This window comes from Paenarthrobacter sp. YJN-D (genome assembly GCF_015040335.1).
Lineage (GTDB): Bacteria > Actinomycetota > Actinomycetes > Actinomycetales > Micrococcaceae > Arthrobacter > Arthrobacter nicotinovorans.
Genome location: NZ_CP053550.1, coordinates 43,872 through 63,872, shown reverse-complemented (window position 1 = coordinate 63,872; position 20,001 = coordinate 43,872). Strand labels below are relative to the sequence as shown.

The window sequence follows — 20,001 nt, the reverse complement described above, 5'->3', positions numbered from 1 at the left end:
CATCATGAGTTCGTCTTTGATCGCGGTGCGCGACGATGGTCGTATGCCCAGTCCCGGACCTCGTTCGGGGGGTCCGACCTCGCGGAGGTCGTTCTCCTCGGCGCAGAAGCTTGACCACCTGGCCGCCTACGAGGTGGCCGTCGCCAGCGGCCTGGGCGGTGCGTACCTGCGCGAGCACGGGTTGTACTCCTCGCTGGTCAGCGAGTGGCGCCGGATGCGTGACGCAGGGGTCCTCGCGGGGAAACAACCTGGGGAGAAGATCGGGCGGCTGTCGGCCGAGCAGGCGGAGATCGCCCGGTTGCGCCGTCAGCTCGACAAGGCCGAGCGGAGGTTGGTGACGACCGAGGCGGCGCTGGTGATCATGGGAAAAGCACACGATCTCTTGGACGTGCTTACCAAGAGATCGCGGGACGACTCCGAGCACACCACGCGTTGATGGCTACCTACCGTGAGCTGACCGGTGCGGGGGTCCCGACCCGGGCCGCGGCGATCCTGGTCGGGGTGTCGCGGGCGACCGCGACCCGCCGCCCCCGCACCCCGGTGGTGACCAGGGCCCGGGTGCCGGTGAACAAGCTCACCGACGCGGAACGGGCCGAGGTCCTGGCGGTCGTGAACAGCCCCAGGTTCGTGGACCTGCCCCCGATCCAGATCTACGCCCACCTGCTCGACGAGGGCGTGTATCTGGGGTCGATCTCCACGATCTACCGGGTGTTGACCGCGAACGCGCAGATCAAGGAGCGCCGCCGGTTGGCCCGCCACCCGGCCCGGACCATCCCCGAGCTCGTCGCCACCGCCCCCGGGCAGGTCTACTCGTGGGACATCACCAAGCTCGCCGGGCCCATCAAGGGCACCTACTTCGACGCCTACGTGATGATCGACATCTACTCCCGCTACATCGTCGGCGCGCACGTGCACGCGGCCGAGTCCGCCGTCCTGGCGGCCGAGATGATGAAGGAGATCTTCGGGGTCCACGGCATCCCGCAGGTCGTGCACGCCGACCGGGGCACGTCCATGACGTCCAAGACCGTCGCGGCGCTCCTGGCGGACCTGGAGGTCACCAAGTCACACAGCCGGCCCCGGGTGAGCAACGACAACCCCTACTCCGAAGCGTGGTTCAAGACGTTGAAGTTCGCGCCCGTGTTCCCCGAACGCTTCGGCTCCCTGACTGACGCCCGGTCGTTCATGGCCGACTTCGTCGCCGGCTACAACCATCACCACCACCACACCGGCATCGGACTGAACACCCCCGCTGACGTCCACTACGGCCTCGCCGCGGCGAAGGCTGGCGAGCGGGCTCTCGTCCTGGCCGCCGCCCGCGCCCGCAACCCCGAACGATTCGCCACCAACCGCGATCCGAAGATCCTGGCCATCCCACCGACGGCCTGGATCAACCAACCCGCCGACAACACCGGCATCGAGCTAGCCGCCTAACACCCACCGGCCTCAACTACCTTGACAAATTCCGATCGGCCTGTTCGCCGCCACCAACATTGACGACATCGTCGTGCTCGTGGTGCTGTTCCTCGCCTCTCGTCGGGGAAAGCCAAGACCATGGCAGATCGTCGCGGGGCAGTACCTCGGGTTCATCACCCTCGTCGTGGTCAGCGTGGTGGCCGCTTTGGGCTTGACGATCATCCCAGACTCCTGGGTCGGGCTCCTTGGGCTGATCCCTCTAACCATCGGCATCTGGACGCTCGCGCGGGGGCTACGCCGCAACCAGGCTGATGACGATGGTGAAGCAAAGATCACTGCAGTCGGGTTGTGGGGCGTCGCCGGGATCACGATCGCCAATGGTGCCGACAACATCTCCCTCTACACGCCGATCTTTCGCACCAGCGCACCCGCTGACGTCGTGGTCATGATTGGAGTGTTCCTCCTCCTCGTGGCCGTCTGGTGCGGCGCGGGACGGCTGATCGGAACGCACGAGGCCGTCACCGATGCGTTGGAACGGGTCGAGCATTGGCTTGTCCCCGCAGTGTTCATCGGACTGGGGCTGTTCATCCTGATCGAGTCCGGCGTCGTCCTCCGGCTCTCGGAGGTCTTCGCATGACGTCGCGCGAGACCGGCCACGAGCCCGAAGCACGAGAAGTTCCCCCGCCGCGGCGCTGGCAACTCACCGTGGGAGCGTTCACGCTCGGCGCGTTGGTAGTCCTCGTCGACCAGGGGACCAAAACTTGGGCCGAAGCCACACTTACCGAGGGCGAACGCGTCCCTTTGATCGGCAACCTGTTGGGTTTGCAACTTGCCTACAATCCCGGCGCGGCCTTCTCCTTCGGCGAAGGCTCCACCCCGGTGTTCGCTCTGGCGGCCGTCGTTGCTACGGTCACCGCGGTCGTCTTCGCCTTGCGTGTCCGGCGACCTAGGTGGGCGATCGTGATCGGTGCGCTCGGTGGAGCCGCCGCCTCGCACACCGGCGACCGGCTCTTCCGCGAGCCAGGGTTTGCCCAAGGTCATGTCGTGGACTTCCTGGCATACGGCACCTGGTTCATCGGCAACGTTGCGGACATCGTGATCGTCGCGGTCGCGATCACCGGAGTGCTCCTCATGCTCCGCGAGCGGCCCGGCGAGTGACGCCGCTTTAGCGAACACAGCGGCAGCATCGGAGAGTTCACTACTTCCCCAGGCGGCGAGATCTCCCTCGAGGTCAAAAGTTTCGGCAGCTACCGGGTCCAACTGGTCCCGCGGACGACCGTCCATGAGACACCACGGCAGGCGAGCGTCCATGTGGATTTGATCGCTTTATGGCGGCGTTCTTTGATCGCTTGATGTCCTATGCGTGGTCGTTGCCGCGCATGCGGACGGCTACCACGACGCCGGATACTGCGGTGAGCGCGGCGATGGCGGCGATGGCGGTGGGAATGCCGTAGAGGTCGGCGAGGACGCCAGAGAGGACCGCGCCGACGGCGAATCCGCCGTCGCGCCACAATCGATAGACCCCCACGGATCGCGCCCGCCAGGCAGGGTGGGCTACGTCGCCGATGGCGGCAAGCAGGGTTGGGTAGACCATGGCCGTACCCAGACCCAGCACGATGGCGGCTCCGAGCCAGTACCCGAAACTGTGGGCTGACGCGGTGACTGCCAGTGCGACGGCCTGGACCAGCATGCCGGCTGTGATGAACCATTTGCGGCCCCACCGGTCGGAGGCGGCGCCGGTAACCAGTTGGGCGGCGCCCCAGGCTGCGGGGTAGGCGGCAGCCAGGATGCCGATCTGGCCGAGATTCAGCCCGGCATTGGCGAACAAGACGGGAAAGAGACCCCAAGCCAAGCCGTCGTTAAGGTTGTTGACGAGGCCGGCCTGGCTGGCCGCTGAGAGGGAGCGGTCCTTGAAGCTGGTGAGGGTGAACACCTGGCCGGTGGTGAGTCCTGCATGGGCGCTGCTCTGGGCCTCTACATGCTGTCTGGCTTCAGTGTGAGCGTGGTGGTGGGTTTCCCTGACGGCAAGGACTGTCAGTCCGAGGCCCAGGGCGATGTAGGCGGCTCCGAGCAGGAAGGGGGCAGGGCGGAGGCCGTAGGTGGTGGCCAGGTAGCCGGTGACCAGTGCGGTCACGGCGACGCCCAGGTAGCCGGCCGCCTCGTTGAAGCCCATGGCCAGGCCGCGTTGCCTGGGGCCCACGAGATCCATTTTCATGATGACCGCGGTCGACCAGGTGAGGCCCTGACTGATGCCCAGCAGCACGTTGGCCGCCACGATCCAGGCCCAGGATGGGCCGAGGATGAGCATGAGCGGAACCGGTACAGCGGCCAGCCAGCCAGCGACGAGAACAGGTTTGCGGCCATATCTGTCGGAAAGCGTTCCGGCGAAGTAGTTCATCGCGGCCTTGGACAGGCCGAACGCCAAGATGTAGGTCAGCGCGCTCGTGTACAGGTCGAGGTGGAATGTTTGTGAGGCGAGCAGGGGCAGGACGGTGCGTTCCTGGCCAAGGGTGCCACCGACCAGGGCGTTGACGGTGACCAGCAGCATGAACTGGGTCAGGTTCTGCCGCAGGCCCAGCGCGGGACCGGCTGAACCGGAGGCGTTGGGAACTGTTTTGCCCGGCATTGGTTGTTCCGTCCTGGTCGGTGACATGAAGGTGGCCCGGGTGCGTTGGGGGGAACGCGCCCGGGCCGGGAGCCCGGGCTGAAGGGGTCCTGCCCGGACGGTTTTGGGGTGGTTGGGCCTTTAGGCTGCGGGGACGCTGTTGTGCCAGGTGTTCCACGCGGCGTAGCTGCCGTCGAGTTCGACAACGTCGTACCCGGCCCGGCGCAGGGCGCTGGCGGCCACGGAGTTCCGGACACCGGACTGGCAGTACGTCACGATCGTTCCCTCGCCCGGGAGTTTGTCCAGGTGCCACATCACGCGACCGCCGCTGAGCTGGTACGAACCCGGGATGTTGCCGGCGATGTGCTCGCTGCGGTTGCGCACGTCCAGGACCATGGCCGCGTCGAAGCCCTTGAGTTCCTCGGGCTGGATCAGCTTCGGCGTAAAGATGGGGAGCCCTTCGATGCTGGTGACGTAACCGGCGACGTTGTCGATGCCGACCCGGACCAGGTGGTCCCACACGTCCTGCGCAGCTTCCGGGTCCTTGGCCAGGAGGACCAGCGGGTTCTTGTCCGTCTCGGGGTTCACTACCCAGGCACCGTAGCTGGCCACGGACTTGCCGGCCGGAACGTTCAGCGAACGGACTACCGTGCCTTCGTGGACCACGGAGTTAGGGCGGGTGTCGATGAAGGTCAGGGTGTCCTCTGCCAGGCCGGCGGCGACAGTGCCGGTCGCCAGTTGGGGCAGCGGAGTGCGTTCGCCCATGACGGCCGGTCCGACACGGTTTTCGCGCTTCATCCGGCCGAAGTAGGCGTGTGCGTCAGGCTGGCCGTCGAGGAGCTCGTCGATGAAACCCTGCTCGTCGTTGGCGGCCAAGTAGGGGCCCCACCAGGAGTAGAGCCGCTCGTAGCCCACGGTCGAGGACGGGATAGCACCCAGTGCCTTGCCGCAGGCGCTGCCGGCGCCGTGGGCCGGGTGGACCTGGACATAATCGGGAAGGGTGAGGAACTTGTCCCGCAGGCTGGCGAAGAGCTGCTTGGCGCCCTCGAAACGGGTGTCCACGCCGCCGGCTGCCTCGTCCAGCAGGTCGGGCCGGCCCAAGTCGCCGGAGAAGACAAAGTCACCGGAGAGCAGGTAGCCGGGCTGATCGCTGAACGCGCCGTCAGTGACCAGGAAGGACAGGTGCTCCGGCGTGTGTCCGGGAGTGTGGACAGCCTGGATGCTGATGTTGCCGACGGTGATCTTGTCACCGTCGTAGAGGCGTTCGCCGTCGAACTCGTACTGCCACTCCGGTCCGCCCTCGCCGGAAACGTAGATCTTCGCGCCGGTCGCTGCGGCCAGTTCGCGGGTGCCGGAAAGGTAGTCGGCGTGGATGTGGGTCTCGGTGACGGCCACGATCTTCATGCCGTTCTTCTCGGCAAGCTCCTGGTAGACCGCGATGTCGCGGCGGCCGTCGACAACAACGGCGGTGCCGTTGGCCTGGCAGCCGATCAGGTAGCTGGCTTGGGCAAGGTCTTCATCGTAAATGCGCTCGATAAGCATCTGGTGCTCTCCTTCATGAAGGGGTCTCTGATAACAAGTTTAGATACCCCTAGGGGTATACGGCAAGGGGATTGCCGCCACGGTCATTTGGGTGCGGCGGTCGGGGCCGGTCAGGCGTGCTGGTGGCCGGCTTCGGCGCGGAGCTTGTCCATGTCCAGGTTTTTCACGGTCTGGATGACTTCCTCCAGGCCGGTGGCGTTGAGTGCTCCGGGCTGGGAGAAAACGAGGGTCTTGTCCTTGAAGGCCATCAAGGTGGGAATGGAGGTGATGTTCGCCGCGGCAGCGAGGGCCTGTTCGGCTTCGGTATCCACCTTGGCGAACGTGATGTCCGGGTGGCGCTCTGCTGCGGCGCCGTACGTGGGGGCGAACATGCGGCAGGGGCCGCACCAGGCTGCCCAGAAGTCGACAAAGACGATGCCGTTGTCCTCCAGGGTCTGGGCGAAGGATTGCTCGGTGATGTCGATGGTTGCCATGGTCTGTCGTGTCCTTTCGGGCGGGTGGTGGTTGTCCTGCGGCAAGTTTTAAGTGGTGGGGAGTCCGGCCCTGGTCCAGGCAGTCATGCCGCCGGCCATGGTGTCCGCCGTGTAGCCGGCGCCGTTGAGGGCATCGGCGACGGCGGCGCTGCGGTTGCCGCTGCGGCATACGGCGATCACGGGGGCGGCCGGGTCCAGCTCGCCCAGGCGGGCCTGCAGCTGGCCCATCGGGATGTGCAGGGCGCCGGGGATCATGCCGTCGGCGACTTCGAAGTCCTCGCGGACGTCGAGGATCCGGGCGGTGGAGCGGCGCTGTTCGGCGTCGGTGATGGTGATTTCAGCCATGATGGTTCTCCTTCGAAGTGGTTTTCGGCTGGTGGGGAGGTACTTGTCCAGGTTTGGATGTTTGCTTAGCGGACGGGTTCGCCGGCCTGCCGCCAGGCGGCCATGCCGCCGCGCAGCGAGTAGGCGTCGTACCCCTTGGCGGCGAGGAGCCGGGCTGCTGAGGCGGAGCGTACGCCGGAGGCGCAGACGGCGATCACCGGGCGGGTTCTCTGGATGCCGGCGGTGCTTGTCTGCAGCCGGTCCAGTGGGACGTGTTTGGCTTGCGGCGCGCGGCCGGTCCGCCATTCCTGGGCTGACCTGACGTCGATGAGTGTGGCCCCGGAACTGACGAGTTCTTTGGCCTGCGCCACGGAGATTGTCTTGTAGGGCTTGCTGAAGGCCTTCTTGAGGGAATCGATCAGTCCCATGGTGTTCTCCTTCGGTACTGGGTGGGTGGTGTCAGGCGGTGACAACGCCGGCGGTGACCCACGCCGCGACGGCAAAGATGAGTACCGCGAACGAGATGCGGATGTGCTTGTCGTGCAGGTGGCGGGCGAACCTTGCGGCAACCACCGATCCGACGATGGCCGGGACCGCGAACGCCAGTGTGGTGGCCCAGTCGATGGTGTAGCCGGCGGCGTGGGCGCTGAACCCCGCTGCGGAGTTGACCACGATGATGGCCAGGGATGTTCCGACCGCCTGCTTCATGCGCAGGCCCAGGAAGATGGTCAGCGCGGGGGTGATGAGGAAGCCGCCGCCTACTCCGAGCAGTCCGGTGAGGAACCCGACGAGCAGGCCCACCCCCACGGCCTTGGGGGCGCAGGACCGGAAGGCCCTGCCCGGCCCGGTGCTGCAGGATCCCTCGGTTTCGCGGGTCTTCATGAGCATGCGGATGCCCGCGGCCACCATGATCACCGCAAATGCCAGCATCAGGATGTTGGGGTCCAGCAGCTTGCCGACGGCCGCACCGGCCCAGGCTGCAGGGATTCCGGCGGCTCCGACGAGGGCGATCACGGGCCAGTTCAGGCCCTCGCGGATCCTGGGGATCAGGGCTGCCAGTGAGGATATGCCCACGACCAGCAGCGAGGTAGGAATGGCCTGGGCAGGGCTCATCGCGACGCCGTAGACCAAGGCTGGAACGGCGATGATGGACCCGCCGCCGCCTACTACGCCCAGGACGATGCCGACGACGAGCCCCAGAGCCAGGGCCGGGATCATGCCGCGGCTTCCTCGACAGCCTGCTGCAGGGGAAGCTGCAGGATGGCGCTTTCGCGAGTGGGCTCCTTGGCGGCTTTGTTCCACGGCATGGCAGAGAGGGCCTTGCCCATGGCGCAGGTGTTGGTCGCGGCCGAGAACGTCAAACCCGCGCCGATGGCACCGGCCAGCATCCGGACTTTGGGGGAAACGAACTTCCCCCCGGCCAGGCCCAGCATCACCAGGGAGCCTGCGGCCAGGCGGACCTGGCGCTCCAGGTCCCAGCGGTCCTTGCCCTTGACCACGTCGCCGCCGGCAGCAGCGAAACCGGGAACGCCTCCGGTGAGCACGTAGGCGGTGTCCAGGCCAACGGTGGCCATGCGCTGGCGGGCCTGCTCGGCGCGCACGCCGGACTGGCAGACCAGGACCACGCGGGAGCCCAGCCGGGCGGCGAGCTCGTCGGTGTGCTCGGAAAGCAGCGGCAGCGGCACGTTGTAGGAGCCGCGGATGTGCATGGATTCGAATTCGGCAGCGGAACGCACGTCGATCACCACGAGGTCCCGGTGTTCAGTGATCCAGGACTGAAGGGTTTCGGGAGCGAGTGCCGTAACGGCGACGCTGGCCTGGGAGGGGGAAGTCATAAGTGGTCTCTCGGAAGGGGTCGGGTGGATACCCCACCGAGTATTACAGATACCCCCGGGGGTAGTCAAAACACCCATGGGGGTATATTGTTGACGGCAGCACCCCATCGATGGAGAACCCTTATGGAATTGAACCCAACCGAACTCACGCCCGTGATCAACCGCCTCAAGCGCGCACAAGGCCAGCTCACCGCCGTCACCCGGATGCTCGAGGAAGGCCGGGACTGCAAAGACGTCGTCACCCAGCTGGCGGCCGTGTCCAAAGCCCTTGACCGGGCCGGCTTCGCCATCATCGCTACGGGCCTTGAGCAGTGCATCGTCCAAAAGGACGCCACCATGGACAAGAAGGACCTGGAAAAGCTCTTCCTCTCCCTCGCCTGACCCGCCCCCCGTTTGAGCCACCCAAAGGAGAACCATGACGTACACGCTCAGCACGACCATCGATCTTCCATGGGGCGAAGCCGTGAACCGCACCCGGGACGCCCTAGCAGCCCAAGGATTCGGGATCCTCACCGAAATCAATGTCCGGTCCACATTCGAAGCCAAACTGGGTGCCGAAGCCGCGGACGCCGTGGGTGACTACCTCATCCTCGGTGCCTGCAACCCCGCCCTGGCCAGCCGCGCCCTTGCCGCCGAACCCGAGATTGGAACACTCCTGCCGTGTAACGTCGTCGTACGCCGCGGCCAGGATGCAGGAGTCACCACCATCGAGGCCATCGACCCAAAGACCATGGTCCAGCTCAGCGCAGCTCCTGCCGTCAAGGAAATCGCCGACGACGCCGGTACCCGCCTGCGTAACACCCTCGCAGCACTAAACAACTGACGCGGATAACCATGACCGCCAACGAGGGCTCCGCCATGTCATCACCAGGACCGAATGATCCGGGCTTGCTCCTCCATGCAGCAGGTCCGCTTGATGCGGAACCACTGGCCGGCGTGCTGCGCAGTTCAGCCAATGCCCGAGCGGCACTTAAGCACGGCCGGGCGATCGAAGTGGTCGTTCAAGGCGCAGGTGTTCGACTGCTCACCGGAGACTCGCCGATCAACGAGGCGATCACGAATGTCCAGCAACTCGGCGTAGAAATTCTTGCCCGTGCAACCAGCCTGCCCTCAGCAGGACTGGAAGCAGCTGACCTTGCCGTTGGCATCGGCACTGTTCCAGCAGCAGTGGCGCACCTGGCGGAACGCCAGTGGCAGGGCTGGGCCTACGTCAGGCCCTGAGCACCATCCCACCCACCTGCGCCCGGAGACACCACATGCGCTCCCTATTAATGCTGTCTTGAAAAATAACAGCTTTTCAAGACACAAGCCTCGCGTCGATATTGTCAGTAGATCGCCGCGCCGTTTCGATCCGGTTCATGTCTTGGAAAGTCGTCTCGATGTATAACGTCTTAGCCAAGTGCTTTCACTGACTTTCTGAGGCACAATGGCCGGGTGAGGCATCTCGGGTATACGCGCGTGAGCACTTCGAGTCAGGATGCTCAGCTGCAGCTCGATGCATTGGTCGCTGCCGGAGTCCAGAAGCGCGATGTCTTCGCCGATGTCACATCCGGGAGCAAGGCCGCTGCCGAGCGGCCCGGGATGAAGAAACTGCTCGCCTACGCAGAGGAAGGCGATACCGTCGTGGTGTGGCGGGTGGACCGCTTGGGCCGGTCACTGATTGATGTCCTCAATACGGTTAACCTGCTCCGGGAACGTGGGATCCAGGTGCGGTCCATTTCTGATGGAATCGATCCGGCGACTTCGACGGGTCGGTTGATGCTGAATATGCTGGCCACCCTTGCCGAGTACGAACGTGAGCTGATCGTTGAGCGGGTCAACGCCGGCATCCTGGCTGCCAGACAGAACGGCACGCGCTTCGGCAGACCAGCCTCCGATCCGATGGTTATTGCAGACAAACTCGCCGTCGTCCAGGATGCGAGGGCCAAGGGGCGCACTGCCGAGGACGCCGCGCGTCTGGTGGGCTGGAGCCGGGCTACCTTGTACCGGCATCAGCAGGCCCTGGCCGCCCGTAAGAGTACCGGCACGTAGGCGTACGGTGAACGGCGATGAACGCTGGAAGATCCTCCGACTTCACGTCGAGGACCAGGTTCCACTCGCCGTTCTCGCCCGGGAAACGGGGATTAGTGCCCGGACGCTTCAACGCTGGCACCGGCTTTACAAGGCTCGTGGCCTCCAGGCGCTGGAACGGAATACTCGCTCCGATACAGGCAAGCGGCACACCGACGCCGAAGCTGTGGCGGTCATCGAAAGACTTGCCCTGACGAAGCCCCGACCGAGTCTTGCCACATTGCACCGCTTGACTGTTTCTGAAGCAGGGCAAAAGGGCTTTCACGCGCCCAGCTACGCCACAGTGCGTGAGATCGTCCAAGCGCTCGATCCGGCCCTGGTAACCCTCGCCCTCGAAGGTCCTGCCTCTTATCGAGACCGGCACGAACTCGTTTTCCGTCGCCGAGCCGACCGGCCTAACCAGATCTGGCAAGCCGACCACACCGAACTCGACATCCTCGTCACCGGAGCGAACGGGACGCCGGACCGGCCATGGCTAACAACCGTGATGGACGATCATTCCAGAGCCTTGTGCGGGTACATGGTGTTCACCGGCGCACCATCGGCCATGAACACGGCACTCGCCCTCCGACAGGCCATTTGGCGAAAGAGCGACGCGACCTGGGCGATGTGCGGCATTCCTGACGTTCTGCACGTCGACCATGGTTCTGATTTCACCAGCCACCACCTTGAACGCACGGCGATCGAGCTTCATATCCGCCTTATCTACTCAACGATTGGCCGACCCCAAGGACGGGGAAAGGTTGAACGCTTCTTCGGCACCGTCAACACCGAACTCCTCGCCTCGCTCCCAGGGCACCTCGGGCATGGAAGCCGGAACCCCCAACCAGGGCTTGATCTTGCCGCCCTTGACCGGGCCATTGGTTCCTTCATCGCCACCTACAACGAACGACCCCACCAGGAACTCGGCCGTTCTCCGAGGGACAGCTGGGTCGCAGACGGCTGGTTACCACGCATGCCCGACAGCCTCGAAGCCCTCGACGGGCTCCTGCTCACGGTGCCGAAACACCGTAAGGTCCAGCGCGACGGAATCCACTTCCAGGGCCAGCGCTACCTTGCTCCGACTCTGGCACCTTTCGTCGGACACACGGTCACGATCCGCTACGACCCCAGAGACATCTCCGAAATCCGCGTCTACGACCACAACACCTTCATCTGCGTTGCCATCGACGAAAACCATCCAAACCTCAGGCTCAGCCTCCGCGACATTGAATCTGCCCGCCGAGCCCGCCGACGCGAGCTGCGCCGGACCATCAACGAACGCATACCCACTCACGCACCCCGCGAGGAACCACGACAAACCGCACCAACACCAACCAGGCGCCGGCTTCGCACCTATGAAGAGGACTGATCATGAACAAGGACTTCATCGTTACCAAGGAGCACCGGCGATTCACGGAATTCGCCAACGCCGTACGCAAAGAGCAAACCATCGGGATCTGCCATGGCGACGCAGGAGTAGGCAAGACCCAGTCAGCGCGCCGCTACGCCAACTGGGACACACTGGAGCCCTACATCACAGAATGGGGTCCGCGGGGCGACCATGACGCCAAACACTACGCCCTCGCCAACCGCTCCCGCACGGTCTTCTACACACCCGAAGTGCTACCCAGGCCCAAAGATCTCATACGCGACGTCGAGCACCTACAGATCAGGATCGGCATCTGCGCAGACGAACACCAACGCCTCATCGGAAAGGTCACCGGAGTCCATGTCGGCAACACCAATAAATGGGTCGAACTGCTGATCATCGACGAAGCCGAACGGCTCGCCCCGAACGTCCTCGAACAGCTCAGAGACAAACATGACCGCACCCACATCGCGATCATCCTTATCGGCATGCCGGGAATCGACCAACGCTTCCGCCACTACCCCCAGCTGTACAGCCGCCTTGGGTTCTCCCACCGCTACCGGGCCCTCGGACGCGAAGAACTACTCTTCGTCTTGGACCGCCACTGGAAACGACTCGGAAAGACACTGGACCCCGAAGACTTCACCGATGCCCAAGCCATCGCAGCAATCGAAAGAATCACCCGCGGCAACTTCCGACTCCTCGAGCGACTCTTCCCCCAGATCACCCGCGTCCTGAAAATCAACCAACTCGAAACCATCACAGACGACGTCATCGAAGCAGCCGCCAGCGTCCTCGTGATAGGCAACTAACGACACATACCGATCAAAAAACACCGCCATTTATCGGCAAACTCCACACGTCCAGATCGGCGCGTCGTGTCTCATGGCCCGTGTCCGAGACCTATGTACCGCGAGGGACGTTGGCGGTACATTCGGGTCATGGCTTCGATCGGATACGCGCGCGTCTCGACCCGGGAGCAGAACCCGGACGGGCAGACAGACCTGCTCGCCGCCGCGGGGTGCGAGAAGGTGTTCGTCGAGCACGCCTCGGGAGTGCTGGCCAAGCGACCCGCGCTCGACGACGCTCTGGACTACTTGCGCTCAGGTGACACCCTCGTGGTGACCAAGCTCGACCGGCTCGGGCGGTCGGTGCGCAACCTCAAGGAAGTCGTCGAGAGCCTCCAGCAGCGAGGCATCGGTCTCAAGGCGCTGTCTCAGGGCATCGACACCACGACACCGGGTGGCCGCCTGTTCTTCCACATGCTCGCCGCGATCGCTGAGTTCGAGCATGACCTGATCGTCGAGCGCACCCAGGACGGTCTTGCCGCCGCCCGAGCGAGAGGTCGCAAGGGCGGCGGCCGGTTCAAGATGACGGCGACCAAGGCGCGCCAGGCCCGGGCGATGTACGACGAGAAGTCCTACACGGTCCAGCAGATCGCTGAGACGTTCGGTGTCTCGCGCGGCACGATCTACCGTCACCTCGCCCAAGACGCACGGCCGATGTGAGGTGAGGGGACGTGCCTGCGCGGTGGGAGGTCTCAGACAAGATCGCTCTCCTGCGCCAGCACGACAACGGTGTCCCATGGACGCGGCTGGCAGCCGAGTCGGGTGTCTCGTTGCGCACCCTCTCGCGCTGGGCGCGCGCCTACCGGGCTGACTCCACCTCGCACGGCCTCGCTCGGCGCCAACGCAGCGATCATGGCCGGCGCCGCATCCCGACAGAGCTGATCGAGATAGTCGAAGCGCTCGCCCTGGCAAAGCCGGCTCCGACAGTGGCGTTCGTCCACCGCCGCGTTGCTGGGATCGCACATGACCGCGGCCTGTCTGCCCCCAGCTACTCCAGCGTCCGGAGCCTGGTCACCGGGATCGATCCCGGGCTGCGCGCTCTGGCCGAGCACGGGGACGCGGGGTACCGGGACAGGTTCGAGCTGGTGCTGCGGCGCTCGGCCGAGCGACCCAACGAGCAGTGGCAGGTCGACCACACTCTCCTAGACGTGGCGATCCTCGGCGCCAAGGGAACCCAGGTGCGCCCGTGGCTGACTGTGGTCCTGGACGACTACTCCCGCGCCGTGGCCGGCTACACCCTCTTCCTCGGCGCACCTTCGGCCGAGCAGACGGCGCTCGCCCTGCACCAGGCCGTCAACGCCAAGACGAACCCGGGCTGGCCGGTCTGCGGGCTGCCCGAGGTCCTCTACAGCGACCACGGCTCGGACTTCACCTCCGCTCGCCTCGAGCAGGTCTGCCTGGACACCCACATCCGGCTGATCCACTCCCGAGTCGGGGTCCCCCAGGGTCGAGGGAAGATCGAACGGTTCTACCGGACCGTCACCACCGAGCTCCTGCCGCACCTGCCCGGGTACATCCCGCACGGCACGAACGGTGCCCCGGTCACGACCCCGGCGCTGACGCTCGAAGACCTCGACGTCATCGTCGAGCAGTACGTCGTCGCCGAGTACAACACCCGCCCTCACTCCCAGACCCACCAGGGGCCCAACGACCGGTGGAGCGCGAGCGGCTTCATCCCGCGCAGCCCCGCCCACCCCGAAGATCTCGACCTGCTCCTGCTCACCGCGGCCACCACCCGCAAGGTCCAGCGCGACGGCATCCAGTTCGCCTCGACCCGCTACCTGTCCACAGTCCTGGCCGCCTACGTCGGGGAGCAGGTCACCGTCCGCTTCAACCCGCGCGACGTCGGGGAGATCCGCGTGTACTTCAACGACGAGTTCTTGTGCCGGGCGATCGCCCCCGAGCTATCCGCCGAGTCAATCTCCCTCGACCAGCTCCAAGCCGCCCGCCGCCAACGCCGCCGCGACCTCAAGCACCAGCTCCGCCAACACCGCACCCTCGCCAGCGCCCTCCCCGGCGACACCCGCTACACCCCACCAGCAGGCAGCACCGACGACACAGCACCGCCACCGGCTCCTGAGCCCCGACCACGACATGGACTGCGTCTGTATGCCACCGACTAACAAGCTCTCCGTGCTCGGCAAAGACGACGACGGCCGGCGGTTCCTCACCGGCACCTTCGACGAGGTCAACTCCCCCGCCCCGCACCCTCACCCCGCACCGGCCTTCCACAGCACCCGCGAGCACCGGCGGTTCACCGAGTTCGCCGACACCGTGCGCACCCACCGCTACATCGGACTGTGCTGGGGCCCACCCGGGATAGGCAAGACACTCTCAGCCCGCCACTACGCCGGCGTCGACGACTGGGAACAGTGGCAGTCCGTGGTCGCCGACGCGGTCGGGCCCGTACCGCCGCGCGTCCTAGAAGCACGCACCGCGTTCTACACCCCCACGGTGGCCGCCACCGTCAAGCAGATCGACCAAGGACTGCCCCGAGCCTGCCAGGCGATCTCCTACGCGATCGACTACGCCGAGCTCGGCCTCGTCGACCCCTACCTCTACGACGCCTCACGCTCCTCCGGGCGCACCGAGCTCCTGATCATCGACGAAGCCGACAGGCTCAAGAGCGCGGGCCTCGAGCAAGTCCGCGACTACTACGACCGCCACCACATGGGCGTCATCCTCATTGGCATGCCCGGCATCGAGAAACGCCTCGCCCGCTACCCCCAGCTCTACAGCCGCATCGGCTTCGCCCACGAGTACCGGCCCCTCGGACCCGACGAGCTCACCGCTGTCCTCTCCGCGCGCCTCCCTGCACAGCACAACACCGACCACGACCCGATCGCCCACGCCGCCGCCCTGGCCACCATCGCCCGCATCACCGCCGGCAACTTCCGACTCCTCGATCGCCTGATCACCCAGATCGAACGCGTTCAGACCATCAACGACCTCTACACCCTCTCCCCAGAGCTCGTCGACGCCGCCAGAGAAGCCCTCCTCATCGGCCACTGAGCGCTCTCAGAAGCACGCCACCAACCGATGCGATCCACAGCGCTCTGGTCGACGTCGCCGGCATCCGCACCGGAAACGATCGTTATCGGTCAGGGCGAGGTGGTCGCGGGGATCATGGCGGCGATGGCCTCGGCCACGGCGCTCCGGAACTGGGGGTTCAGGCGGGTGTCGTACATCGACTCGAAGCTCCACAGCCCGTCCGCGGCGAGCCGGGCGATGAACATCGCGAACGCACGCGGGTCGGTCGCTGCCTCCTCTGCGGTGGGCGTCCACCGCGCCACGACGCCATCCCACTGCGCGGCGAGGCCGGCGTGCTTGGAGAACTCGAGAATCAGGGCCAGCTCGGCGCTACCGGCCGACTCGGTCGCCACCCGCGCGTACGCGGCCAACCGTTCCTCCGGCGTCGCCTCCGCGGCCGTCTTGCCGGCGGCTGCCTCCATCGCTCCCTCCCAGAACACGATCAAGTGCTCTTGGATGCCCCACAGCAGGGCCTCCCGGCTCGGGAAGTAATACATGAGCCCGGCCTTGGTCAGCCCGGCCTCCTGCGCGACAGCATCCAGGGTGATCCCGGTCACCCCGTCACGCTCCGCGACGCGCAGCGCGGCGTCAAGGATGTTGGTGCGCTTGCTAGGTCGCGTCACCGCGCACCTCCCGTCCTCGAATCGCCCGGCACCGAGCTTGGCTGGCGAGCCTCGCCCGAGTTACTATACCATTTGGTAGGTTGCTTGAATCGTCTGAGTTCCGGTAAGGGGTCGCGGCCCCACCCAGCTCCTCTCGAAAGTCGAATGATGAAGAAGTGGATACTCCTCGCCTGCGCGATCCTCAGTGAGGTCACCGGGTCGCTCTCCCTCAAAGCCGCGCTCGGTCATCCGGGCTGGTATGCGCTCGTGGTCGCCGGTTTCTTCTGCGCGTTCATGTTCCTCGCGCTCGTCCTGCGCGAGCGCGTGCCGCTCGGCGTCGCCTACGGCATCTGGGGAGCCTCCGGCGTCGCCCTCACCGCGATCCTGTCCACCCTGATCTACGGTGAACCGCTCACCCCGATCATGGTCGGCGGGATCGTGCTCATCATCCTCGGCGTGCTGACTATCGAACTCGGCTCCCAACGCGCCGCCCGCCAGAGGCAGGCGGCGAGCTGATGGCCTGGCTGTTCCTCGCCGGCGCGATCGGCTTCGAGGTCGCCGCGACCCTCTCCCTGCGCATGGCCACCCACGGCCGCAAGCTCTGGTTCGTCGCGGTCATCGCCGGCTACATCGTCGCGTTCACCATGCTGGCACTCGCCCTCGACGCGGGGATGGCCCTCGGCGTCGGCTACGGCATCTGGGCCGCCTGCGGCGTCGCCCTCACCGCCATCCTCTCCAAGCTCCTCTTCGACGAGCCGTTTTCGTGGATCATGGCCGCCGGCATCGCCCTTGTCGTCGGCGGCGTCCTCCTCGTCGAACTCGGCGCCGCGCACTGAGCCGTGGCCGACACACCGCGGGCCGCTGCCGGCGTGCGGTCAGCGTTCGAGTTGGCCGGGCCGGTCGGCGGTAGGTCCGTTCGCTCGTACTGCGGTGACCGTGACGGCGCGGGCCTGCGGGGCGCTTGGGAATGACGCTGCCCTTACGTTCGTCACGGCGCCGGCGAGAGGGGAGCGCTCGCCCTCCTGGGTGAGCGTGAATGCCTCGACGACCTCGGCGCGGTCGAGCGGGATTCGGTAGTGCAGCTCGCCGTCGGGGAACTCGTCTTCGAGCTGCGCGTCGGCCTCGTCGACGCGCACGTGCACGACGGCTGATCCGTAGCCGGCGGCCTCGCCGTCGACGTGCGTCGAGACGTACGCCTCCGGCGTGTTCTCACGTGTGAGGAAGCGGCCGGTGGCCACGATCGCGCGGGCGGCGTCCTCGCTGGTGCGGTGGTACAGGTCCAGGGTGGTCATCGCGCCACTGCCTGCGCTCGCGTAACGTAGGTCAGGCCGGCGCGGTGCAGCGCGTCGGCGGGGGTGCCGCTAGTCCAGTCAGGAGCGGCCCCGGTCATGGGCAGCGGCGCGTTCTTCCGTGCGTGCTCGTGCAGCTCGTCGATGAGCGGGTCCCACTCCAACTCGCCGCGGGCCTCGACGACCTCGACCTCGACCGTGAGGCCGCGGTCGGTGAGGGCCTGGCGGATCGCGGCCGTGTACGCCTCGCGGTAGGCGGCCTGGTCCTGCTCCCACAGCTCGCGGGCCGTCTCCTCGGCGGTCTCGGCGGCCGTCAGCGCGGCCGCCAGGGGATCGTCGGCCGCCACGGCGCGCTGAGTGATGGCCTCGACGATCGCCTGCGCCTCCTCCATGAGCGGCTTCGAGCGCTCGAACAGGGCATCGTCGTCGGTTCCGATGACGTTCGTCGTCGCAGCGCGAATCTCCTCGATCCGGGCTCGCTCCTCGGCCGTCACGTACGCCTCGAACAGGGCATCGTCGGCTGCCGCCGAGCGGGTGGCCAGCTCGTCGACGTCGCGCTCGTACAGGCCGGTCAGGCCGAAGTCGTCGAATGCCTCCTCGGCGTCGAACTCGATGCGCACCGGCTCGGTGCGGTAGCGCAGCAGCTCGGTGTCGTCGTCCCCGGCGGTGCTCTGGACGATCTGTCGCACGTAGTCGGCTTCCCACGATCCGGGGCGGCCTGACAGCAGGACCTCGACGCCTCCGACGTTCGCCGCCACCGCGGTGATGACGTGGCAGGCAATCTCTCCGAAATCGACGGGCTCGATGTGCTCGTTCGGCGTACCGGCGCCGATGGTTCGCTCACGGCGCGCGGCCGCGGTCAGGGCGGCGATCGCGTCAGCGATCGGATCGGGTGCGGGCGTCTCGATCAGGGTCGTGGTCATGGTTGGTCCTCTCGGATGGTGACGTGGGTGCCGGGCTCGATGCCGTCGAGCGCACCGGCTGGGACTTCGAGCAGCGCGTCGACCGGCGCCGGCGACGTCCACCGTGGGCATTGGCTCTGGTCGGTGAGGGTGCACGGGTCGAGCGTGTCGGTGGCGAGCACCTGGTCGTCGACGATCCAGGCGACGTCGATCGAGATCTCCATTCCCGCCATCCACACCTGCTGCTCCTGGCGCTCCTCGAACGGGAACAGCATCCCGGTGCCCTCCGACAGCGAGGTGCGGCCGCTGAGGCCGTCTCGCTGGGTCTGTTCGGTGTCGGCCACCTCGACGCTGAACGTCAGCGCGTCACCGACCTGCACCGTGGCGGTGGTGGGCGATGCGGCCGAGCACGCCGCCAGCGCGGCCGTGAGGGCCGCTGCGGCGATCGCTCGGACCTTCATGGGTTCACTCCCCCATCGGGCGGCCCTGGGGCAGCTCGCGGGCTCCTACGGCCGGGAACGGCTGCCCGCCGTTGTACTTGCGCTCTAGTCGCTCGACCTCGGCCATGACGGCCTGGTTGATGAACTGCGACAGCGAGCGTGAGCCCTCGGTGGCCATCGTGTGCAGGATCGCCCCGCGGATGCGGTCGGTGTCGGCTCGCTCCTGGTAGAACGACACCTTGGCCGGGTACTTCCTCTTGGGCTGCGGCCGCCGCGCGGCCTGCTCGGCCTCGACTGCGCGCATCTCGCGCATCTGCTCGGCCTGGTCTGCCTCGTCGTGCTGGTCCTTCGTCCAGCCCGTGGCGTCGACGGCCGCTGGCTCCGCCGGCGGTGAGGTGATGGGGCTCGACCCGGCCAGGCTCGACCGGCGCGGGGTGGGGCGGGTCATGACGAAACTCCTTCGATCGCGTTCAGGTGGTCGGCGTAGATCGCGCCGAGCGCGGTCGCCTCGGCACTCCCCCACTCGTCGAGGCCGTTCGCCGCTTCGAGGGCGTCGCTGATGACGACACGCTTGGGAATCGGCGGGCTCAGGACCGTCAGGCCGCGACTCTCGGCCGCGGTGTGCAGCTCGTCGAGCCAGGTGCGGCCGCTCACGGTCTGCTCCTCGTGCTGGTTCACGATCACGCCGGCCACGGTCAGCGTGGGGTTGTAGTGCTGCCTCACGCTGTCGATCGTGTCGAGGAGCTGCGCCAGGCCGTTCGCGCTGAACAGCTTCGAGTGCGTCACGACGACGATCGACCCGGCGGCCGTCAGGCCGTTGATCGTGAGCTGGTCCAGGCTCGGCGCGCAGTCGATGAGGATCAGGTCGTAGTCCGCTGCGACGGTCGCCAGCGCCTCGCGCAGGCGGCCCTCCCGGCCCGCTCCTGCGATCACGAGCTCGTCGCGCACGTAGCCGAGCGTGACGCCGGACGTGGGCACCACGTCGAGGCCGGGCCACACGCCCCGCACGATCACGTCGCGGATCGTCTCGGGCGCTCGTGAGCTGAGAGCGTCAGCAAGTCCTGCCTGGTCCTCCTCCACGCTCTCCGCGGCCGCCACGGCCGTGAGGTTGCCTTGCGGGTCGTTGTCGACGACGAGCACGCGCTGTCCGCGCAGCACGGCTGCACGAGCGAGGTGGAACGTCGTCGTCGACTTGCCGACGCCGCCCTTCTGGTTGCAGAGGGCGATGATTCGAGCGGTCACGGTAATACCTCCAATAGGGCTAATAGTACTGTTAG

Annotated in this window: 27 protein-coding genes; 14 read left to right on the top strand and 13 right to left on the bottom strand. The window is 66.4% G+C overall.

Features of this window, described 5'->3' with window-relative positions; genetic code table 11:
* Positions 1-43: 43 nt before the first annotated feature.
* The 3 genes from HMI60_RS20580 to HMI60_RS20570 all read left to right on the top strand — a co-directional run bounded on the left by HMI60_RS20580 (position 44) and on the right by HMI60_RS20570 (position 2,571).
* Positions 44-1,431, top strand: a protein-coding gene (locus HMI60_RS20580; RefSeq protein ID WP_094067111.1) for an IS3 family transposase whose coding sequence is annotated in 2 segments (ribosomal slippage) — positions 44-386 and positions 386-1,431 — 1,389 coding nt in all. Because the reading frame shifts where the segments join, the coding sequence is not laid out codon by codon here.
* Positions 1,432-1,459: 28 nt separating this feature from the next.
* Positions 1,460-2,050 (top strand): cadmium resistance transporter, encoded by a 591-nt coding sequence (locus HMI60_RS20575; protein WP_047692498.1) that lies wholly within the window; start codon positions 1,460-1,462, stop codon positions 2,048-2,050.
* The gene (locus HMI60_RS20570; protein ID WP_047692497.1) at positions 2,047-2,571 is read left to right on the top strand and encodes a signal peptidase II; all 525 of its coding nucleotides are present in this window, start codon (positions 2,047-2,049) and stop codon (positions 2,569-2,571) included. The genes HMI60_RS20575 and HMI60_RS20570 overlap by 4 nt, the downstream gene beginning before the upstream one ends.
* Before the next feature lie 199 nt (positions 2,572-2,770).
* Here the strand turns inward: HMI60_RS20570 and HMI60_RS20565 are convergent, their stop codons facing one another.
* The 7 genes from HMI60_RS20565 to HMI60_RS20535 all read right to left on the bottom strand — a co-directional run bounded on the left by HMI60_RS20565 (position 2,771) and on the right by HMI60_RS20535 (position 8,192).
* Entirely contained in the window at positions 2,771-4,039 is a 1,269-nt protein-coding gene (locus HMI60_RS20565; RefSeq protein WP_193591253.1) for an MFS transporter, read from the bottom strand.
* Between the two features lie 120 nt (positions 4,040-4,159).
* A complete protein-coding gene (locus HMI60_RS20560) occupies positions 4,160-5,560 on the bottom strand; it encodes a rhodanese-like domain-containing protein (RefSeq protein WP_193591252.1) in 1,401 nt (466 codons plus the stop codon).
* Positions 5,561-5,670: 110 nt separating this feature from the next.
* Positions 5,671-6,033, bottom strand: a complete 363-nt coding sequence (trxA, locus tag HMI60_RS20555; protein ID WP_193591251.1) for a thioredoxin — start codon at positions 6,031-6,033, stop codon at positions 5,671-5,673.
* Between the two features lie 48 nt (positions 6,034-6,081).
* A complete protein-coding gene (locus HMI60_RS20550) occupies positions 6,082-6,378 on the bottom strand; it encodes a rhodanese-like domain-containing protein (RefSeq protein ID WP_193591250.1) in 297 nt (98 codons plus the stop codon).
* 65 nt (positions 6,379-6,443) lie between these two features.
* Positions 6,444-6,785, bottom strand: a complete 342-nt coding sequence (locus HMI60_RS20545) for a rhodanese-like domain-containing protein (protein ID WP_193591249.1) — start codon at positions 6,783-6,785, stop codon at positions 6,444-6,446.
* A 31-nt stretch (positions 6,786-6,816) separates the two neighbouring features.
* Positions 6,817-7,575, bottom strand: coding sequence for a sulfite exporter TauE/SafE family protein (locus HMI60_RS20540; protein WP_193591248.1), 759 nt, complete (start codon positions 7,573-7,575; stop codon positions 6,817-6,819).
* Positions 7,572-8,192 carry a rhodanese-like domain-containing protein gene (locus tag HMI60_RS20535; RefSeq protein WP_193591247.1) on the bottom strand — a complete coding sequence of 207 codons (621 nt, stop codon included), beginning with the start codon at positions 8,190-8,192 and terminating at the stop codon, positions 7,572-7,574. The genes HMI60_RS20540 and HMI60_RS20535 overlap by 4 nt, the downstream gene beginning before the upstream one ends.
* 123 nt (positions 8,193-8,315) lie before the next feature.
* Here HMI60_RS20535 and HMI60_RS20530 point away from each other — a divergent pair, with 123 nt between their 5' ends.
* From HMI60_RS20530 to HMI60_RS20490, 9 genes are all read left to right on the top strand, one after another.
* Complete coding sequence (locus tag HMI60_RS20530; protein WP_193591246.1) at positions 8,316-8,573, top strand: metal-sensitive transcriptional regulator; 258 nt, start codon at positions 8,316-8,318, stop codon at positions 8,571-8,573.
* Between the two features lie 34 nt (positions 8,574-8,607).
* Positions 8,608-9,015, top strand: a complete 408-nt coding sequence (locus HMI60_RS20525; RefSeq protein WP_193591245.1) for a DUF302 domain-containing protein — start codon at positions 8,608-8,610, stop codon at positions 9,013-9,015.
* A gap of 11 nt (positions 9,016-9,026) precedes the next feature.
* Positions 9,027-9,413 carry a DsrE family protein gene (locus HMI60_RS20520; RefSeq protein WP_227453746.1) on the top strand — a complete coding sequence of 129 codons (387 nt, stop codon included), beginning with the start codon at positions 9,027-9,029 and terminating at the stop codon, positions 9,411-9,413.
* 213 nt (positions 9,414-9,626) lie between these two features.
* Complete coding sequence (locus HMI60_RS20515) at positions 9,627-10,223, top strand: recombinase family protein (RefSeq protein ID WP_193591244.1); 597 nt, start codon at positions 9,627-9,629, stop codon at positions 10,221-10,223.
* A 7-nt stretch (positions 10,224-10,230) separates the two neighbouring features.
* Positions 10,231-11,613, top strand: coding sequence for a Mu transposase C-terminal domain-containing protein (locus tag HMI60_RS20510; RefSeq protein WP_193591243.1), 1,383 nt, complete (start codon positions 10,231-10,233; stop codon positions 11,611-11,613).
* Between the two features lie 2 nt (positions 11,614-11,615).
* Positions 11,616-12,425 (top strand): AAA family ATPase, encoded by an 810-nt coding sequence (locus HMI60_RS20505; protein ID WP_193591242.1) that lies wholly within the window; start codon positions 11,616-11,618, stop codon positions 12,423-12,425.
* Positions 12,426-12,554: 129 nt separating this feature from the next.
* Positions 12,555-13,121 carry a recombinase family protein gene (locus tag HMI60_RS20500; protein ID WP_056131862.1) on the top strand — a complete coding sequence of 189 codons (567 nt, stop codon included), beginning with the start codon at positions 12,555-12,557 and terminating at the stop codon, positions 13,119-13,121.
* An 11-nt stretch (positions 13,122-13,132) separates the two neighbouring features.
* Positions 13,133-14,584 carry a Mu transposase C-terminal domain-containing protein gene (locus HMI60_RS20495; RefSeq protein WP_166835085.1) on the top strand — a complete coding sequence of 484 codons (1,452 nt, stop codon included), beginning with the start codon at positions 13,133-13,135 and terminating at the stop codon, positions 14,582-14,584.
* Positions 14,571-15,473 (top strand): AAA family ATPase, encoded by a 903-nt coding sequence (locus HMI60_RS20490; RefSeq protein WP_166835087.1) that lies wholly within the window; start codon positions 14,571-14,573, stop codon positions 15,471-15,473. The genes HMI60_RS20495 and HMI60_RS20490 overlap by 14 nt, the downstream gene beginning before the upstream one ends.
* 89 nt (positions 15,474-15,562) lie before the next feature.
* On the opposite strand, the gene HMI60_RS20485 is transcribed toward HMI60_RS20490, so the two are convergent.
* Positions 15,563-16,114, bottom strand: coding sequence for a TetR/AcrR family transcriptional regulator (locus HMI60_RS20485; protein WP_070424264.1), 552 nt, complete (start codon positions 16,112-16,114; stop codon positions 15,563-15,565).
* 147 nt (positions 16,115-16,261) lie between these two features.
* On the opposite strand from HMI60_RS20485, the gene HMI60_RS20480 reads away from it, so the two are divergent.
* Complete coding sequence (locus HMI60_RS20480; protein WP_108720374.1) at positions 16,262-16,609, top strand: multidrug efflux SMR transporter; 348 nt, start codon at positions 16,262-16,264, stop codon at positions 16,607-16,609.
* Positions 16,609-16,929: a multidrug efflux SMR transporter gene (locus tag HMI60_RS20475; RefSeq protein ID WP_108720365.1), complete on the top strand. Its 321-nt coding sequence runs from the start codon at positions 16,609-16,611 to the stop codon at positions 16,927-16,929. Before HMI60_RS20480 ends, HMI60_RS20475 begins: the two co-directional genes overlap by 1 nt.
* A gap of 39 nt (positions 16,930-16,968) precedes the next feature.
* Here HMI60_RS20475 and HMI60_RS20470 read toward each other — a convergent pair whose 3' ends face one another.
* Genes HMI60_RS20470 through HMI60_RS20450 form a run of 5 tightly spaced genes read right to left on the bottom strand, consistent with a single transcriptional unit; the run spans position 16,969 to position 19,966 of the window.
* Positions 16,969-17,385, bottom strand: coding sequence for a hypothetical protein (locus HMI60_RS20470; protein WP_070424266.1), 417 nt, complete (start codon positions 17,383-17,385; stop codon positions 16,969-16,971).
* Positions 17,382-18,305: a hypothetical protein gene (locus tag HMI60_RS20465; protein WP_108720364.1), complete on the bottom strand. Its 924-nt coding sequence runs from the start codon at positions 18,303-18,305 to the stop codon at positions 17,382-17,384. Before HMI60_RS20465 ends, HMI60_RS20470 begins: the two co-directional genes overlap by 4 nt.
* Positions 18,302-18,745, bottom strand: a complete 444-nt coding sequence (locus HMI60_RS20460) for a DUF192 domain-containing protein (RefSeq protein ID WP_108720363.1) — start codon at positions 18,743-18,745, stop codon at positions 18,302-18,304. The genes HMI60_RS20465 and HMI60_RS20460 overlap by 4 nt, the downstream gene beginning before the upstream one ends.
* A gap of 4 nt (positions 18,746-18,749) precedes the next feature.
* Complete coding sequence (locus HMI60_RS20455) at positions 18,750-19,172, bottom strand: hypothetical protein (RefSeq protein WP_108720362.1); 423 nt, start codon at positions 19,170-19,172, stop codon at positions 18,750-18,752.
* Positions 19,169-19,966: a ParA family protein gene (locus HMI60_RS20450; protein WP_108720361.1), complete on the bottom strand. Its 798-nt coding sequence runs from the start codon at positions 19,964-19,966 to the stop codon at positions 19,169-19,171. The genes HMI60_RS20455 and HMI60_RS20450 overlap by 4 nt, the downstream gene beginning before the upstream one ends.
* Positions 19,967-20,001: the final 35 nt, after the last annotated feature.

Excerpts from the sequence above, each read along its gene's own strand:
- trxA (WP_193591251.1), bottom strand. The coding sequence starts at position 6,033 with ATGGCAACCATCGACATCACCGAGCAATCCTTCGCCCAGACCCTGGAG.
- HMI60_RS20475 (WP_108720365.1), top strand. The coding sequence starts at position 16,609 with ATGGCCTGGCTGTTCCTCGCCGGCGCGATCGGCTTCGAGGTCGCCGCG.
- HMI60_RS20465 (WP_108720364.1), bottom strand. The coding sequence starts at position 18,305 with ATGACCACGACCCTGATCGAGACGCCCGCACCCGATCCGATCGCTGAC.
- HMI60_RS20470 (WP_070424266.1), bottom strand. The coding sequence starts at position 17,385 with ATGACCACCCTGGACCTGTACCACCGCACCAGCGAGGACGCCGCCCGC.
- HMI60_RS20505 (WP_193591242.1), top strand. The coding sequence starts at position 11,616 with ATGAACAAGGACTTCATCGTTACCAAGGAGCACCGGCGATTCACGGAA.
- HMI60_RS20500 (WP_056131862.1), top strand. The coding sequence starts at position 12,555 with ATGGCTTCGATCGGATACGCGCGCGTCTCGACCCGGGAGCAGAACCCG.
- HMI60_RS20535 (WP_193591247.1), bottom strand. The coding sequence starts at position 8,192 with ATGACTTCCCCCTCCCAGGCCAGCGTCGCCGTTACGGCACTCGCTCCC.
- HMI60_RS20560 (WP_193591252.1), bottom strand. The coding sequence starts at position 5,560 with ATGCTTATCGAGCGCATTTACGATGAAGACCTTGCCCAAGCCAGCTAC.
- HMI60_RS20460 (WP_108720363.1), bottom strand. The coding sequence starts at position 18,745 with ATGAAGGTCCGAGCGATCGCCGCAGCGGCCCTCACGGCCGCGCTGGCG.
- HMI60_RS20520 (WP_227453746.1), top strand. The coding sequence starts at position 9,027 with ATGACCGCCAACGAGGGCTCCGCCATGTCATCACCAGGACCGAATGAT.
- HMI60_RS20570 (WP_047692497.1), top strand. The coding sequence starts at position 2,047 with ATGACGTCGCGCGAGACCGGCCACGAGCCCGAAGCACGAGAAGTTCCC.
- HMI60_RS20565 (WP_193591253.1), bottom strand. The coding sequence starts at position 4,039 with ATGCCGGGCAAAACAGTTCCCAACGCCTCCGGTTCAGCCGGTCCCGCG.
- HMI60_RS20530 (WP_193591246.1), top strand. The coding sequence starts at position 8,316 with ATGGAATTGAACCCAACCGAACTCACGCCCGTGATCAACCGCCTCAAG.
- HMI60_RS20540 (WP_193591248.1), bottom strand. The coding sequence starts at position 7,575 with ATGATCCCGGCCCTGGCTCTGGGGCTCGTCGTCGGCATCGTCCTGGGC.
- HMI60_RS20455 (WP_108720362.1), bottom strand. The coding sequence starts at position 19,172 with ATGACCCGCCCCACCCCGCGCCGGTCGAGCCTGGCCGGGTCGAGCCCC.
- HMI60_RS20480 (WP_108720374.1), top strand. The coding sequence starts at position 16,262 with ATGAAGAAGTGGATACTCCTCGCCTGCGCGATCCTCAGTGAGGTCACC.
- HMI60_RS20545 (WP_193591249.1), bottom strand. The coding sequence starts at position 6,785 with ATGGGACTGATCGATTCCCTCAAGAAGGCCTTCAGCAAGCCCTACAAG.
- HMI60_RS20525 (WP_193591245.1), top strand. The coding sequence starts at position 8,608 with ATGACGTACACGCTCAGCACGACCATCGATCTTCCATGGGGCGAAGCC.
- HMI60_RS20490 (WP_166835087.1), top strand. The coding sequence starts at position 14,571 with ATGCCACCGACTAACAAGCTCTCCGTGCTCGGCAAAGACGACGACGGC.
- HMI60_RS20550 (WP_193591250.1), bottom strand. The coding sequence starts at position 6,378 with ATGGCTGAAATCACCATCACCGACGCCGAACAGCGCCGCTCCACCGCC.